This window comes from Oceanispirochaeta sp. (genome assembly GCF_027859075.1).
In the GTDB taxonomy this organism is placed as follows: domain Bacteria; phylum Spirochaetota; class Spirochaetia; order DSM-2461; family DSM-2461; genus Oceanispirochaeta.
Genome location: NZ_JAQIBL010000100.1, coordinates 26278 through 41647 on the forward strand (window position 1 = coordinate 26278; position 15370 = coordinate 41647).

Consider the following 15370-nt stretch of genomic DNA (forward strand, 5'->3'; position numbering starts at 1 on the left):
ATATGAGTTATTTTGGAATAGTCGTAACCTATATCTTCATCAGTAACATGATTCTGACCCAGTTTCTGGGACTCTGTCCCTTCATCGGTGTTTCTAAAAATGTTGAATCTGCCATGGGGATGGGGCTTGCCGTTACTTTTGTCATGTCCATCGCCTCCCTTGTCACCTGGGCACTGTATCATCTGATTCTTATGCCTCTGGGCCTGGACTACCTGCAGACCATTGTCTTTATTTTGACAATTGCCTCTCTGGTACAGTTGGTGGAAATGGTCGTACAGAAATATTCGCCTGTACTGTATAAAGCTTTGGGAATTTATCTTCCCCTGATCACAACAAACTGTGCTGTCATGGGGATCGCCCTGATCAATGTAAAAAGCGGCTATAATGTCCTGGAAAGTTTCACAGCTGGTTTTGCTGCGGGACTGGGATTCCTGCTGGCGATTTTGTTGATGTCGGCCATCCGTGTGCAGATGGAAACCGAACGGGTTCCACGCTTTCTAAAGGGGGCTCCCATTGCTTTTATCAGTGGTGGACTCATGGCAATGGCCTTTATGGCCTTTGACAATGCCCTTCTGAACAATCTTGTAGGATAAATAAATGGATGTAATTTTAAGAATATTCTGGGGCTTTCTGTCCACTGTACTCTTCGGGGGACTCCTCGGACTGGGACTGGCCGTGGCCTCACGGAAACTGAAAGTAGAAAAAGATGAGACTGTGGAGGCCCTGGACGGGGCTCTCCCAGGCTTGAATTGCGGTGCCTGCGGTTATGCCGGCTGCGGCGGATATGCCGAAGCTCTGGCTGCCGGTAAAGATGATGATCTGACCAAATGTAAACCCGGCGGAGCCGATACTCTGGCTGGGATCGGTAAAATCCTGGGTGTTGAAGTGGATACTGATGCTGTGAGAATGGTTGCTTATGTCCACTGCATAGGAAAAGAAGGAATTGCTTCCCGCAGCTATAATTATAGTGGATTGCAAGACTGTAATGCCGCCACGGTTCTCTTTAACGGAGATAAGGATTGCAAGTATGGGTGTTTGGGACTGGGCAGCTGTATCAATGTCTGCCCGACGAATGCCATCAGTAAAACCGGGGATGGACTTGTGGTTGTTCATGCCGATCTTTGTATCTCCTGCGGGAAATGTGTTGACATCTGTCCTACAGGCGTCATGCGTATGATCCCCGAAGATGCTGATTTTGTTGTTGCCTGTAATTCCCGGGATAAAGGGAAAGTAACCAAAGGTAATTGTAAGGTAGGGTGCATAGCCTGTAAAATCTGTGAGAAAAAATTTCCAGAAGCCGGTTATAAAATACAAGATAATTTGTCAATTCTGGGTTATGATAATAGAGGTCCGGGCAGAGCAGACGCTGTTGAAAAATGCCCGGTTAAATGTATCATTCCATATAAAGAAGTGAAGGTCAGAAAAGCATCCAATGCAGGTTGATTCAACCTGCTCCTGTGTGCTGACTCCATAAATGAAAAGAATAAAGCTGGTATTCGGAACCCAAAGTACACAAGCTCTCGATCTACCTGATCATCTGTACGAAGATGTGTATCAGAAAGCCTATAAACCCTTTCTGACAGCTGTGTATAATTATCCGGATCTGGCTTTGACTTTACACTACTCGGGCCCTCTGCTCTCCTGGCTGGAGAGAAGGCATCCCGAGTTTATTACCGTCCTGCGTGAAATGGTTGAGCGGAAACAGGTTGAAATCCTGGGCGGGGGATATTATGAACCAATTCTTCCTCTTATCCCCGCCTCAGACCGAGTCGGGCAGATTGAGATGATGACCACCTACCTTCGAAAAAATTTCGGTCGCCGATCCCGGGGATTCTGGCTGTCACGTCAGATCTGGGATAATCAGTTGGCCCATACTCTGAAAAGCTGCGGAATGGAGTACACTTTTCTCGATGAAACCCGTTTTAAAGGAGCCGGTATACCCGATTCGAGGATGTTTCATCCTGTGCTGACGGAAGAACAGGGTAAATCCCTTCAGATCTTTCCAATCTGTAAGCGGATTCAGGATCAAATGTTTCAACAGAATCCCGCAGACCTGGTGGAAGAGATCTGTAAACTTCCATTGGAAAGCAGTAGGGATGCAGTTGTTTCACTGATCCTGCCGGGAGAGTCGCTGAATCAACAAAAAGGTCATGATTTCATGCCCTGCGATACAGTCTGGCTGGAAGAGTTCTTTACATGTCTGGCAGAAAATAAAGACAGGGTCGAATCCATCCTCCCCGGCCGATTTGTCAGGGATACGGTTCCTCTGGATAAAAGGTATTTTTCCACATCCAGTTTCGAGGAACTTATGGAGTGGAAGAAAGACGTCCATACAGCTACTGAGAATGAACAGGCTGGTTCCTGCAATTACCGTCACTTCCTCTCAGTTTACCCCGAGAGTAATCTTCTTTATTCAAAAATGATGTACGCCCAGATCCTATCCAATCAGGTGCGGGGTGATCGATACCGTAAAAAATCTTCCAAGGAAGAACTCTGGAAGGGGCAGAATCATAGCCCATTCTGGCATGGTCCGGGAAAGGGAATATATAACATTCAGCTCCGCCATAACGCCTACCGGTTTTTGATTGAAGCCGAGAAGACCACCCGTGAAAAAGGAATTTTTATCCCTGCCCTCATGCCGATGGATTTTGATCTTGATGGACTGAATGAGTACCTCTATCAGGGGCATATCCTGAATGCCTATTGTCATCTGAAGGGAGGCGCTCTGATTGAGCTTGACTACCTGCCTTCAAGCTGGAACTACCTGAATACACTCAGCAGGCATCGGGACGGAATCGCCAATGGCAGTAAAAGAGACACCTACCTCAGGAAAGCCTTTCATGATCATTTCTTTGAATCCCCCGATTTGAGGGCATTCAAGAAAGGCATCTATAAGGAAGAAGGGGATTTTCTAGGTGGTTATTATAATGTCCAGAATCATAACAGGGAAAAACATCTTCTGGTATTGATGAGAAATGGCAGTGTAGACAAAAATGGCATAAAGCATCCGATTAGAATCAGAAAACAGTACGATTTTAAAAGGAACAGCGTTGAGCTTCAGTATGAGCTTACGAATACAGGGTATGAAAAGGTCAGCTATAATTTTGCCAGTGAACTGAACCTCTCCCTGCCGGCACCATCCAGCTGTGAATCAAAATTCTTTTATATCAACGGACAGGATGATTTTCTTGAAATTGAAGATCAGGTTGCCGAATTAAAGAATTTAAAGATACTACAGGTACAGGATATCATGAATAACACATCCATCCAGGTTGAATTCTCAATTCTGCCCGGGCGTTTCTGGTGTCTTCCTCTGGAAGTTCCCTATAACGGTCATGGTGAAAATGAGCTTTTATACCAGGGAACAACCTTTGTTCCCCACTGGGAAATCACCTTGTTTCCCGGAGAAAGCTGGACCGTCGATATCAGCCTGAAAGTTGGTAAAAGCCGGGGTAAGGCCTTCGCCTGATTTGCAAATGAAATGAGAGGACCGCTTGCCCTGGGCTATGATACCATTCATTATTCCAGATCCAGTGTCTTGCTCAATATCCTTCTCTGTTCAAAAATGCTGAGCATCCAGGCATTTGACTCACCGTAGTAAACCGACCGGGCTATTAGAAAATCCATAAAAGCAAACTCCAGATTTCCCAGGAAATAATGAGCCTGTCCTTTGTAAAAGTGAAGGCGGCTTTGTACTTCAGGGTCAAAGCTTGTTTTAATCTGCTCTTCAGAGCGCCTGAGAAGGCTTTCCCAATCTCCCGTTTCAATCAGTTCTATGACCCAGGATGTTTCGGGTGGAGCTGAGCCAGTGCGTTCAATGCTCAGCAGCCGGGGCTGTCTCCAGACCGACGGATGAACTGATTTTCCGAGATTGAGTTCTGCCAGAGCCTGTTTTGTTTCACGGGATAACTCCACTGGGACATCGGGGATTCCCATCTCAGGCAGTCTTTTTCCCCTTTCGATATCCAGTTCTATATTGAGCAGGGGGAGGGGGTTGTGTCTTGAGGCAAACTGAAAGGAATGGGCTGTCTCAGAGCTCCATTCTTCTAGAGGAATCATGACAGGCCGGGCTGTGACACTTCCATCATAGAGGAGAATTCGGCTTCCAGACTCATAAAGAGATTGATCAACCAGAGCATAATAAAATGAAATTCCCGGTACAACCTGGTCCCTTAATTCTATGGTTTCATTGACAAAAACCCTCACCTGGGTGGCATCTGCCAGATCTTCTCTGTTTTCAAGCGGGTTCGTGCTCCTGAAAAGGATCAAGGATCGCCCGGGATTACTGCTATCAGCCCTTATCAGGAGTGCCTGAGACTCCGGAAGGACTTTAAGAGAAGAGATCCGGGCTGCTTTTTCTTCCTGAATCACCACTCTTTCGGCACTGACCTTCTCCATGGTCATATTCCGGTAGGGAATGAAGACATCAAACAACACTCCCTCTTCCTCTGCCAGTATCAGAAAATAGCGGGGCTTTGAATCACCCGGCTCATAGAGAAAGCTTTCTATTCTGCTGCCCAGGCTTGCAATTTTTCGGGTATAGATAAAACGTTCGGGATCAAAGGGTTGTTCAGATTCATAGATATTATAAAAGGGTGACCGAAGATTACTGGCGTCTTTCCAGGTCAGCAGTATTCCGCTTCCTTTCGTCTCCGCATTCAAGCGGGATATAAAGGGCGCGAATACCCTGTTTTCTTCGGGATTGCCTGTCTGAGCTGCCGCTTGGAGTGTCATAAGGCACAACAGAAGGATGATGGGAAGCTGTTTTATTTTTTTCATAGTATTCTCATCTTCATAATCGGCAGGTTCCCTCATAATCAGAACAAAAAAAGAACTCCGCCGTTGACCCACCGGGGAGCTGCCTTTAATATGATTCCATGAAGTTCATACAAAAAGGTATTGATGCCTATAAGGCAGAAAGCAATAAATCCGACAGCAAACTGGACAGTTCGGAAAATGCGGCACTGAAAGCTCTCCAGGGAGAAGAAAACAAGAGTCTTCCCCAGGCTCCCGGTTTGATAAAAACCGGGAACATCAGCAAAGGTGGCGCTGCTCAAGCGGCCCGATTCCTGCTGCTTCTGGGAAAAGAAGAAGGAGGACATGTCCTCCGGAACATGTCTGAAGCAGAAATCGAGCAGGTAACTGCCGAGATTGCCCGGATCAAAGAGATTCGTCGGGATGAAGCCCTCGAGATACTTCAGAAGTTCGGACATAAAATTAATTTGAAGGGTGAAGGTGTCGGTGGACTTGATACGGCTCGTGATTTTCTCATCGGGGCCTTCGGAGAGGATAAAGCCAGACAAATTCTCTCCAAAGCGGTTCCCGAATCAAATCCTCATCACTTTTCCTTTATGAATGTCCTCTCTCTCCCTCAGATGCTTCAGGTTCTAAAAGAAGAACCCGTAGAAACCTGCTCTATCATCCTTTCTTTTATGAATCCTAATAAAGTTTCCTCCTATTTAAAAACCTGTGAGAAAGATATTCAGGTCCAACTGATCAGGAATATGGCTTTGAAGCGGGAACTAAATCCTGAAATACTCAGCAGAATGAATATAGTTCTCCAGGAGAAGGCTCACCGTATCGGCCGGCTCGAAGAGATCGTCATCGATGGAGAGGACAGGCTGGCGGAAATTCTGAAACATATGGACAGCGGCTCAGAAAAAAGGATTCTGGGAGACCTGGAAGAGGGAAATCCTGAATTGAGCCGGAAGATTAAAGAACAGATCCATACTATCAATTGTATTTTTCAGTTGCGCCCCAAAGATCTTCAGAATCTTCTTCTGGAAATGAATAATGATAAACTTGCTTTTATCCTGAGAGGAAAAGAGGATAAGATCAAAGAGCACATCCTCAGTCATCTCTCTTCCCAGCGGAAATTAATTGTTGAGGAAACCATGATCATCTCACCCCGGGTATCCAGGAAAGATGTGGATAAAGAGACCCGTGAATTTCTGAATATCATCAAAAAAAGGGAAGAAGAAGGGAGTTATATACTTCTCTCTGAGGATGAAGAAGATCTGATATAGCCCTTTGGTAAAATGTCCGGAGACTCTTGTCTTTGTCTGCCTCCTTATACTATTATCATCTCTATGACAGGCAACGAACTAAGAAAAAAATACATCGATTTTTTTGTATTAAAAAATCATAAAGAAATATCAGGGCAGTCCCTGATTCCCGAGAACGATCCTACGGTTCTCTTCACAACGGCGGGGATGCATCCTCTGGTACCTTATCTTCAGGGACAACCTCATCCCGCAGGGAAAAGACTGACCAACTATCAGAAGTGTATCCGAACCGGAGATATCGAGGTCGTCGGAGATCCTTCGCACCTGACTTTTTTTGAAATGCTGGGAAACTGGTCTCTTGGTGACTATTTCAAGGAAGAATCCCTCTCAATGAGCTGGGAATTCCTGACTTCCAGGGACTACCTGGGCCTGGATAAAGACCGATTATCAGTGACCGTTTTCGGCGGTGATGAAGAGGTCCCCCGGGATGATGAAGCAGCAAATATCTGGAGAAGTCTGGGTGTACCGGAAAACAAAATCTATTTTCTCCCCCGTGAAGATAACTGGTGGGGACCCGCCGGAAAGACAGGACCCTGCGGTCCCGATAGTGAAATGTTCTACGACACTGGTAAAGAAGGCTGCGGGGAAGACTGCAAACCGGGTTGTCACTGTGGAAAATACTTTGAAATCTGGAATGATGTGTTCATGCAGTACAATAAGACTGAAGACGGTCATTATGTAAAACTGGATTCACCTTGCGTTGATACCGGAATGGGGATCGAGCGGACTGTCACCATGCTGCAGGGCAAAAAATCTGTTTATCAGACAGAACTTTTTCAGCCCATTATAGCCAAGCTGGAAGAGCTGACATCTAAGACATACGGCGACAATGAAGAGGACGATGTTTCCATTAGAATTATCAGCGATCACTGCAAGTCGGCTACCATGATCATCGGTGATCCCCGGGGAGTCAAGCCTTCAAATCTGGGTCAGGGTTATATCCTGCGCCGACTCATCAGAAGAGCCGTTCGTCATGGACGGAAGCTGGGCATTACCGAGAACTTTCTGGGTCAGGTCAGTCAGGTGGTTCTCGATATGTATAAGCATGTGTATACCGAGCTTTCAGACAAGGCTGAAATGATTCTGAATGAACTGGAACTGGAAGAAAAACAGTTTAGTGTGACCCTGAAAAAAGGGGAGCATGAGTTCGAGAAAATTCTGCCGAACCTATTGAAAAATCCCAAAATGGAAATTCCAGGACGCCTGGCTTTTAAACTGTACGATACCTTCGGGTTCCCTCTGGAACTCACGGAAGAACTGGCGGGAGAACACGGCATGACCGTAGACCGGGCCGGATTCGATGCAGCCTTTGAAAAGCATCAGGAAGCCTCTAAAAAAGGGGCTGACAAGATCTTTAAGGGCGGCCTGGCGGATCATTCCGAAATGACGACACGCTACCATACGGTCACTCATATGCTTCATGAAGCACTCAAGCGAGTTCTGGGAGATCATGTAGAACAGAAGGGGAGCAATATCACCGAAGAGCGGTTGCGTTTTGACTTTGCTCATCATGAAAAGATGACTCCCGAGGAGTTGAAACAGGTTGAAGACCTGGTCAATACCGAAATTTCCAGAAATCTTCCTGTGACAATGAAGACCATGACTGTGGAAGAAGCAAAAGAACAAGGGGCCAGGGCTCTGTTTTCATCCAAGTACGGAGAGCAGGTCAAGGTTTACTTTATCGGAGACTACTCTGTCGAAGTCTGCGGGGGGCCTCATATTGAGAATACATCAGAGCTGGGTACTTTTGTGATTCAAAAAGAACAGTCTTCTTCCCGCGGTGTCCGCCGGATAAAAGCGGTACTGAAATAAGTTTCACTTCCGGGAGTCAACCTGCTTTCTCAATTGAATGATTAGTCTGGAAAGCAGGTTCTTGCAACATTTTGTATATTGAACCAGAGGGGGAGAGTATGGAGGATGAATTAATTCCCTGGGGAAAACTGACATTACAGAATTCCAGGAAGCACATTAAGCTTCCCTACAATCAATCCTTTGATATTGAGCGGAACGGAAATGAAATCTATGTTAAACGAATGATTTCAGGGGTCTCTAGTTCAAACAGGTTTATTACCGGGGATGATCTCTCCCTGTATTTAGAACCTGGTCTGCCGGATTTACCGATGATTCTCAAACCTGTTGAAAGTTTATCAATACTGCCGGGTAAAAAAATTGATGTTTATGTTGAAGTTCCTCTGGTTGTAAGACTGCTTTTCGGTTCTCAAAATAATAAATCTCTGCTCTGTGAATCGGCTCTGTGTCCCTTATCCAAGAGTTTTTTAGGGAATATGGACAATGGTGAAATCGCTTATTTTCTGGAGAGTTCCCTGTTTCGGGGTATTCGGGAATACAAAAAGAGGGATTCCAGTGTCTACTGTCTCCTGTCAATCCGCAATAAATCTTCCCAAAATCTGGTCTTTGAAAGAATGATTCTGAGGGTCCCTTATCTATCCTTGTATTATAGTGATGATACGATCCTCGCCAGTCCTGTGAATATCACATTCAAGGGTATGGACCAATTGAGTCAGGTTGTGTATCGAAAATCTCTCCCTGAGGGAGAACACATCAAACCTGCCTCTCCCCCCCGGCTCATTGAAGACAACAGCATTATCAAAAAGAGCTTTTATTACTTTAAAACACTTTATACAGGATGATTTATGAATATACTCCCTCTAGAAAGCATAAAAGATTTTTTTAAAAGTATTTCCTATAGTCAGGTTTTCAGTATTGCTCTCCTGCTGATCGCCGGCATTGTATTGATCCGTATTGTACGTTTTGTTTTGAACCGCACTTTCTTTAAAAAATCCAATCTTCAGAACAAGATGCTCATCAACAAACTGGTAAATTACATAGGTTTCCTGATCCTCCTCATTATTATCCTGTCTGAATTGGGACTTAAATTGAGTGCCTTACTGGGAGCAGCCGGTGTGATCGGTATTGCCGTCGGTGTGGCCTCTCAAAAAAGCCTGGGGAATATCATCAGCGGTTTTTTCATGGTGACGGAAAAAAGTTTTGAAATCGGAGATGTGATCACAGTAGGTGATAAAACAGGCGTCGTTTACTCAGTAGAGCTTCTGTCTATCATGTTGAAGACATTTGACAACCTGCTGATCAGGATTCCTAATGAGACACTGATTTCAACAGATGTGGTCAATATCACAAGATTTCCCATCAGAAGAATGGACCTGTTCCTTTCTGTCTCATATGACTCTGATCTGGGACTGGTTATGGATGTCCTGCAGAAAACGGCAAGGAATAATTCTCACTGTCTGGATGAACCCAACCCCTTTATTCTCATAAAATCTTTTGAAGATTCGGGAATCAGCATACAATACGGCATCTGGTTTGAAAAAACTGATTATGTCGAAACCCGTAATTCCATCATGCAGGATCTCTTGGGAGAGTTCAGGAAATCCGGGATTGTCATTCCCTATCCCCACATCACCGTCAAGACTGAATCTTTTCCTTCAACGTCATGATCCTGTCAATGACCTTGTTGTTCCGAATTCCTGTTTCAAGGAAATGGGCGAGGATTTCAATCGCCTCTTCCGGATCTTTCATTCCTTCGTAGCAATCAGCTGCTTCCAGATAGAGGCGGTAGTTTCGGGGATCGTTACTGATGAGATCTTTCAGAGAGGTTAAAGCATCCTGATAGTGACCCTTTTTCTTGTTGATCATGGCCAGACCGAGGATCGCATAGGTGTCAAATTCGATATTCAGTGCTTTTTTGTAATATTCCTCAGCATTTTCCAGGTCTCCCATACAGCGGTAGGCATCACCGGCTCTTGTAAGGATGACCTTGTTTTTCCGATCCAGATCCAGAATTCTATTCCAGTAGATCAGAGACTTTTCCTGCTGATTGAGGCCTCTATAACAGTCAGCCAGGCCGAAGAGGGCATAAAAGTTATTGGGTTGTAATTTGAGGGCTTTCTGGAAAAAAGGCACACCATCGTCAAAGGTCTTCAGTTTTCTGTGGCAGTTTCCCAAAGATGTGAGAACCCTGATATCCACATGACCCCTGTTGACCTCCAGCATTCTCTGCCAGTAATGAAGGGCGTCTTTATACTCTTTAAAATCATAGTAGAGGTGGCCCAGACCGATGATGGCATAGGAGTTGTTTTCTTCCATAGAGAGTACTTTCTGATATAACTCGAAGGAGCGTTTGAAGTTCCGAACTTTTCTGTAGGCATCGGCAATCCTGGTGAGTACCGTGATGTTCTTGTCATCATGAAGAAGGTATTCTTCCCAGATATCTATGGCACGGTTGAATTGATTCATGGCTTTGTAGCAGTCTGCCAGGCCAAAGAGGGCATAGTTATTTCCAGGGTGAGACGAAAGACATCGCTGATAATAGGTCACGGCTTCTCTGAAATTCCGCTCTTTTCTAAAGCAGTCTCCCATACCAACCAGGGCATAATTATTGAATTTATCCAGAGACAGGATCTTGTCAAATAATTCTCTGCCTCGTTCTGTCAGATTTTCTTTGAGAAGCTGATAGCCCTGTTTAGATAGTTCTGAAATCTCGTTCAGAGCCTCTTCTCCGGTTTCTTCTGACAAACCCTCTGCGAGTTCATCAAAACTCAGCTTGTCTTTTAACATTTTATAATCCTTAAATATTTTTATTAATTAGTACCCAACCAGCCTCGTACAATCGTTGCCATCTTTTCCACAATCATATCTGCTTTATGCTGAGAGGGAGCCGCCTTATACATCCGGAGTGCTTCCAGTGTTTTGTTATGGCTATAATAATAATCTCCCACTCTGATCAAACCGTCTGTGTAGCCGATGGTAATAAAAATTCTTCCGGCTGTCTCAATGTCTCCATCATTGAAAAGCTGATTGCCCTTACGCATCAGAATCACTTTTCTCTCAGGAGAGAGAGGAACTCCACCCGACTCCGGGACCTTAATAAAGCCTTCTTCCGGAATAAGTTTAAGAATCTCTTCTCGTTTCATTTCGATACCACCATTATAAGATCAAAAAATATTGTTTTCAATAAAAAGTGAACAATAAAGTTTTTTAATTAGATTAATCCCTTAGTAGACATTTCTCTGGAGTCTCCTGATAACGGGCGAAACGCTGTGTAGAGGCCACGGCCCAGGGCCTTGAAAAGGGCTTCAGACATATGGTGACTATTTTCACCATAGCGGCAGCTGGCGTGAATGTTTAAGCCCCCTCTGTTGGCAAGGGCCTGGAGAAATTCCTTTATGAGGAAAAAATCAAAATTTCCGGCACTCATCTGAGGCCAGTCTGCGTTAAGAACCAGGAAGGGACGCCGGCAGACATCGATGGTCACTTCAGACAGGGCATCATCCATGGGGATTACGGCGTGACCATAGCGAACCAGGGCTCCCGTTTGTTCAAAGGTTTTCAACAGTGCGTCCCCCAGAACCAAACCTGTATCTTCTATCAGATGGTGGGGATCAACTTCAATATCTCCGCGGGCTTCCACATTCAGTGTAAATCCTCCATGAAAAGCCATGGCGTTCAGCATATGATCAAAAAAGGGAAGTCCCGTATTGGTTGAGACTGAGGGTCCCGAATGCATGTCCAGTTCAAGGTGAATCTTTGTCTCTTTTGTTTCTCTGTTTATAATAACCATGATCAGTCCTCCCTGATCTGCTGAATGAATTTATTAATCCCTTTATAGTGAATTTTATAGTAGGCGGGATTGGCAATAAGGTAGACCTGAATATCCTGAAGTCTTTGAATAATTTCCAGATTATTGGCCTTTAATGTACTGCCGGTTTCAACCAGGTCGACAATACAGGGAGCCAGACCCAGAACTGGTGCCAGTTCTACACTGCCGTTGAGGCGGATGATCTTGACAGGAATACCCTGATTATGGAAATATTTTCTGGTCATCTCTGTATAGCTTGTGGCAATGGTGAGGGGACCAGCCTGGTTTTCCAGAGAAAAACCCTTAAGACCCGCCAGACTCAGTGAGGTGCCTCCAAAAGAGAAGGGCAGCAGTTTGTGAAATTGCTGTCCCGATTCAATGATGACATCCTCACCGCAAATCCCAAGACCCGCAATTCCATGAGCCACATAGGTGGGAAGGTCACTGTTCTTCACAAGATATATCTTAAGATTTTCCTCTTTGTCAAAGGCGACGAGTTTTCTTTTTTCAAATTCGAAAAAAATACCTTTTGTTTCGAAGTGCTTCTGCACTCTGTCATAGAGTCTGCCCTTTGGCAGGGCTATGGTCAGGGGGGTACTCATGTTGTTTCTCCTCTCATTTATGAAATCCCTGTCAGGGGTTATTTTCTTGTTTCTGCCAGTTTCTCGGCAGCCGTCATGGTTTCTTCCATTTTTTTAGAGACTGTGGATTCAGGAAGATCCATGGCGCTTATTTTTTCAAGTTTTCTCAGAAACATCGAAAATCCGATGGAGGAAGCAGGCTTGTCCCCCGTGTAGCCAAAGTGATCCAGGAGGCCGTCATAACGCCCCCCTGAGGCTACGGATGTTCCGCATCCTTCTGTATAGGCATTGAATACGATACCCGAATAGTAGGCCTGATTTCCTGTTTCAGAGAAATCAATGTTGAAGAGATCCTTAAAACCATTCACCCGGGACCAGCTGTCGCTGATAGCCTGCAGATGATCCAGGGAGTCTTTCAGGGTTCCTTCCAGAAGGGAATCCCAGTTGACCTTCTCTTTTGTAAACTCTTCCCCTGATCCGATAAAAAGAAGCAGCCTTGTCAGAGCCGATGCATCCTCTTTCTTAAAGTTCCTACCCAGGGTCTTTCTGATTTCTCTTTCTTCTCTGGTCTGCAGATATTGGGCCAGGAGTCGACTGTCTTCTTCATTTAACACACCGGCAATGGTATGGAAAACCAGGGTGGAACCTACATGGATACGGCTCATGGGCAGCTTGAAATTCTCAAGAAGCTCTGCCAGAAGAAAGAGTATTTCCAGATCTCCTTCCAGGCCTGGTTTCCCAATGAGTTCGCAGCCGGTCTGGAAAAACTCATGGCTGCTTATGTCTTCATGATCCTGATAACGGAGGATCGAATCGGAGTAATAGACTCTCACCGGAAGTTCTTCCTCCTGGAGAATCATGCCCATCTGACGGGCAAGAAAGAGGGTGATATCCGATCGGAGCATGAGCAGGTCACCTTCGCGGTCGATGAGTTTATAGGTTTGATCGTCCAGCTTGCTGTCCAGGAGTGTCCGATAGTTGTCATAGAAATCAAATACCGGGGTTTGAACCGGCATATACCCCCAACGTTCAGTCAGGTCTTCCATATGCCGCAGAATCTTCCTGTGTCGGAAAGTCTCTTCCAGGTAGAGTGATTCGGTTCCCTGGGGAAGGCGCAGCAAATTATTTTTCATTTAAACACTCCTGATTGATATTGGACAAGTATAGTACAAAAGACTGGTATGAAAAAACCCCGGAAACTGATTTCCTTCCCCTGTCTGTTTATTTAAAGTAGCTCACAATTCCTTTGACAATCCTGTCGGCATCGTCCTGGCGCAGTTCCTCGTTGCGAATGGCCCAGGCATTGCTTTTAAAGGCCAGGTTTCTCACTTCCACCAGAACGGCGGCATCCGCCGGATTGGCTTCCAGGACTCGGAGTTCCTGAGCTCTACTCAGGGAGTCGGCACCCATGAATCCTTGAATCTGACGGGCCAGATCTTCCGATGATGTGTCTTTTTCATCGGGATGAAAGAGAACGCGGGTTCCCTTACCATCTCCCGTATTATTATCGGCATGGATGCTTATAAAGACTGACTTGTTTCCGGGGCTCTCCCTCAGAGCCAGCCGGGCAACCTCTTTCCTCTGATCCAGACCCCAGGCGTTTCCCACCGGCCAGGCATCGACGAATCTGTTGACTTTGCTGTCGTTGTAGACTTCATTCTTTTCGTTTACGAAGGTCAGGGAGGCATCTTCGGTTGTTCTGATGACCTGATTCGGGCTGATCACCGTGAGGACTACATCCGCTCCATGACGTATCAGATCCCGGTAAACCCGGAGACTGATATCGTAACAGTATTCATCTTCCACCACATAGACGGTGTTGCCGTTACCGTCGCTGCTGGCCACTATGGCCCCCGGGTCCAGTCCACCGTGCCCGGGATCGATGATGACTGTGAAGTCCCTGAGTTTCCGGCTCAGAGGAGGGAGGGCTCTGGAGGCCTGTTCAAAGTCTTCCAGCAGCCTGGATGCCTGCAGGTAGTTGTTCATGGGGTCATCCAGATCGGTTTCTGAGTAGTTACGGTCAGGCTGTGTCTTTCTTTCTGTCGGTGTAGAATAGTAGAGAGACGGGGTGAGCTCCACCTGAGCCATCAGAATTTCCGGATCGGCGGGAAATCCCTTCTTTTCTTCACTCCGTTCTTTTTTATCTTCTTCTTCCAGGTTCAGGACCACCGAGTACATCTGAAGCTGCATCCCCTCAAAGACTCTGTCACTCTCCAGTTGGTTCCAGCGCATAAGTTCACTTAATTCGACATTGTAAAGGGTGGAAATCTTCCACAGGGAATCGCCTTTTTCAAGAGTGATGACCTGGGGACGGGGAGGGGTCAGTTCCAGCAGCTGTCCTTCCTTCAATCCCGAGGAGTCGAGGAGGTTGATCTGCATCAGCCTCTCCAGGGAGATATTAAATTTCAGAGAGAGCCAGCTGAGGCTGTCTCCTTTTCTGACGGTCCATACCTCTCCTTCCAGGGGCGGTCTTATCAATTCCAGTTCCTTCAGGGAATTCAGGTTAGTGCCGTTCAGTCTATTCAGGGATATCAGTTTTTCCTGGGGAATCCCATATTTCAAGGCTATTCCGGACAGAGTCTCTCCGGATTGCACCTTGTGACTGTCCGGGTATTTGAGGGGAATTTTGAGTTCTTCACCGCTATAGAGGACATCCCGGTTTAGACTGTTCAGGGTTTTCAGCTCTTCGACGGAACATTCGTACCTCAGGGCCAGGGCGAAGAGGCTCTCACCAGGCTGTACCTGATGATTTAAATGTTCCGATGCTGATAGTAGCCCGATTCCCATGAGGATCAACGGGAGGATCAAATGGGCCGGGCTGGGAGGGGTCCGAAAATTAAAGCTCATATTCTTTTATCGTAAAAAAGACAGAAGGATCTTAGGGAAATGTAGTCTTAAGGGAGATTCAGTCCCTGGTGTAGAAAATAAGCTTGGACCGGCCGTATTCCCGCAGGTCATACTGGCGTAAACTGCCCAACTTTTCGGGAAAGCTCTCCTCTCCGGGGTAATGCATTGTCAGGGTTCCCCCTTTTTTTACCACCCCTGAAGATTCAGCCAGTTCCAGTACTTCCAGTTTTTGTTTAAACGGGAAGGGCGGGTCCAGGTGA

At 45.9% G+C, this 15370-nt stretch carries 15 protein-coding genes; 7 read left to right on the forward strand and 8 right to left on the reverse strand.

Translation table 11 applies throughout. The annotated features are described in order from the left end of the window. Nucleotides 1–2 precede the first annotated feature (2 nt). Genes PF479_RS05570 through PF479_RS05580 form a run of 3 tightly spaced genes read left to right on the forward strand, consistent with a single transcriptional unit; the run spans nt 3 to nt 3469 of the window. On the forward strand, nt 3–593 hold the full coding sequence (locus tag PF479_RS05570; protein ID WP_298003294.1) for an RnfABCDGE type electron transport complex subunit A: 591 nt from the start codon (nt 3–5) through the stop codon (nt 591–593). Between the two features lie 4 nt (nt 594–597). Continuing rightward, nucleotides 598–1443, forward strand: coding sequence for an RnfABCDGE type electron transport complex subunit B (locus tag PF479_RS05575; protein WP_298003297.1), 846 nt, complete (start codon nt 598–600; stop codon nt 1441–1443). Between the two features lie 31 nt (nt 1444–1474). Next, complete coding sequence (locus PF479_RS05580; protein WP_298003299.1) at nt 1475–3469, forward strand: alpha-amylase/4-alpha-glucanotransferase domain-containing protein; 1995 nt, start codon at nt 1475–1477, stop codon at nt 3467–3469. A 50-nt stretch (nt 3470–3519) separates the two neighbouring features. Here the strand turns inward: PF479_RS05580 and PF479_RS05585 are convergent, their stop codons facing one another. Next, nucleotides 3520–4779: a hypothetical protein gene (locus PF479_RS05585; RefSeq protein ID WP_298003302.1), complete on the reverse strand. Its 1260-nt coding sequence runs from the start codon at nt 4777–4779 to the stop codon at nt 3520–3522. Nucleotides 4780–4877: 98 nt separating this feature from the next. Here PF479_RS05585 and PF479_RS05590 point away from each other — a divergent pair, with 98 nt between their 5' ends. The 4 genes from PF479_RS05590 to PF479_RS05605 all read left to right on the forward strand — a co-directional run bounded on the left by PF479_RS05590 (nt 4878) and on the right by PF479_RS05605 (nt 9541). Further along, complete coding sequence (locus PF479_RS05590) at nt 4878–6026, forward strand: FliG C-terminal domain-containing protein (protein WP_298003305.1); 1149 nt, start codon at nt 4878–4880, stop codon at nt 6024–6026. Between the two features lie 63 nt (nt 6027–6089). Then, the gene (locus PF479_RS05595; RefSeq protein WP_298003307.1) at nt 6090–7877 is read left to right on the forward strand and encodes an alanine--tRNA ligase; all 1788 of its coding nucleotides are present in this window, start codon (nt 6090–6092) and stop codon (nt 7875–7877) included. A gap of 98 nt (nt 7878–7975) precedes the next feature. Further along, a complete protein-coding gene (locus PF479_RS05600) occupies nt 7976–8716 on the forward strand; it encodes a DUF432 domain-containing protein (protein ID WP_298003310.1) in 741 nt (246 codons plus the stop codon). Between the two features lie 3 nt (nt 8717–8719). After that, a complete protein-coding gene (locus tag PF479_RS05605) occupies nt 8720–9541 on the forward strand; it encodes a mechanosensitive ion channel family protein (RefSeq protein ID WP_298003313.1) in 822 nt (273 codons plus the stop codon). Here the strand turns inward: PF479_RS05605 and PF479_RS05610 are convergent. The 7 genes from PF479_RS05610 to PF479_RS05640 form a co-directional block, all read right to left on the reverse strand. Next, nucleotides 9510–10661 (reverse strand): tetratricopeptide repeat protein, encoded by a 1152-nt coding sequence (locus PF479_RS05610; protein ID WP_298003315.1) that lies wholly within the window; start codon nt 10659–10661, stop codon nt 9510–9512. The genes PF479_RS05605 and PF479_RS05610 overlap by 32 nt on opposite strands. Nucleotides 10662–10684: 23 nt before the next feature. After that, on the reverse strand, nt 10685–11017 hold the full coding sequence (locus tag PF479_RS05615; protein WP_298003318.1) for a hypothetical protein: 333 nt from the start codon (nt 11015–11017) through the stop codon (nt 10685–10687). Between the two features lie 68 nt (nt 11018–11085). Next, entirely contained in the window at nt 11086–11664 is a 579-nt protein-coding gene (locus PF479_RS05620) for an imidazoleglycerol-phosphate dehydratase (RefSeq protein ID WP_298003320.1), read from the reverse strand. 2 nt (nt 11665–11666) lie between these two features. Next, nucleotides 11667–12284 (reverse strand): ATP phosphoribosyltransferase, encoded by a 618-nt coding sequence (gene hisG / locus PF479_RS05625; protein WP_298003324.1) that lies wholly within the window; start codon nt 12282–12284, stop codon nt 11667–11669. A 38-nt stretch (nt 12285–12322) separates the two neighbouring features. Beyond that, a complete protein-coding gene (locus PF479_RS05630) occupies nt 12323–13396 on the reverse strand; it encodes an ATP phosphoribosyltransferase regulatory subunit (protein ID WP_298003326.1) in 1074 nt (357 codons plus the stop codon). Between the two features lie 88 nt (nt 13397–13484). Next, nucleotides 13485–15110 (reverse strand): LysM peptidoglycan-binding domain-containing protein, encoded by a 1626-nt coding sequence (locus PF479_RS05635; protein ID WP_298003329.1) that lies wholly within the window; start codon nt 15108–15110, stop codon nt 13485–13487. A 58-nt stretch (nt 15111–15168) separates the two neighbouring features. Beyond that, on the reverse strand, nt 15169–15370 hold a 202-nt coding region (locus tag PF479_RS05640; RefSeq protein WP_298003332.1), incomplete at its 5' end, for an RsmD family RNA methyltransferase.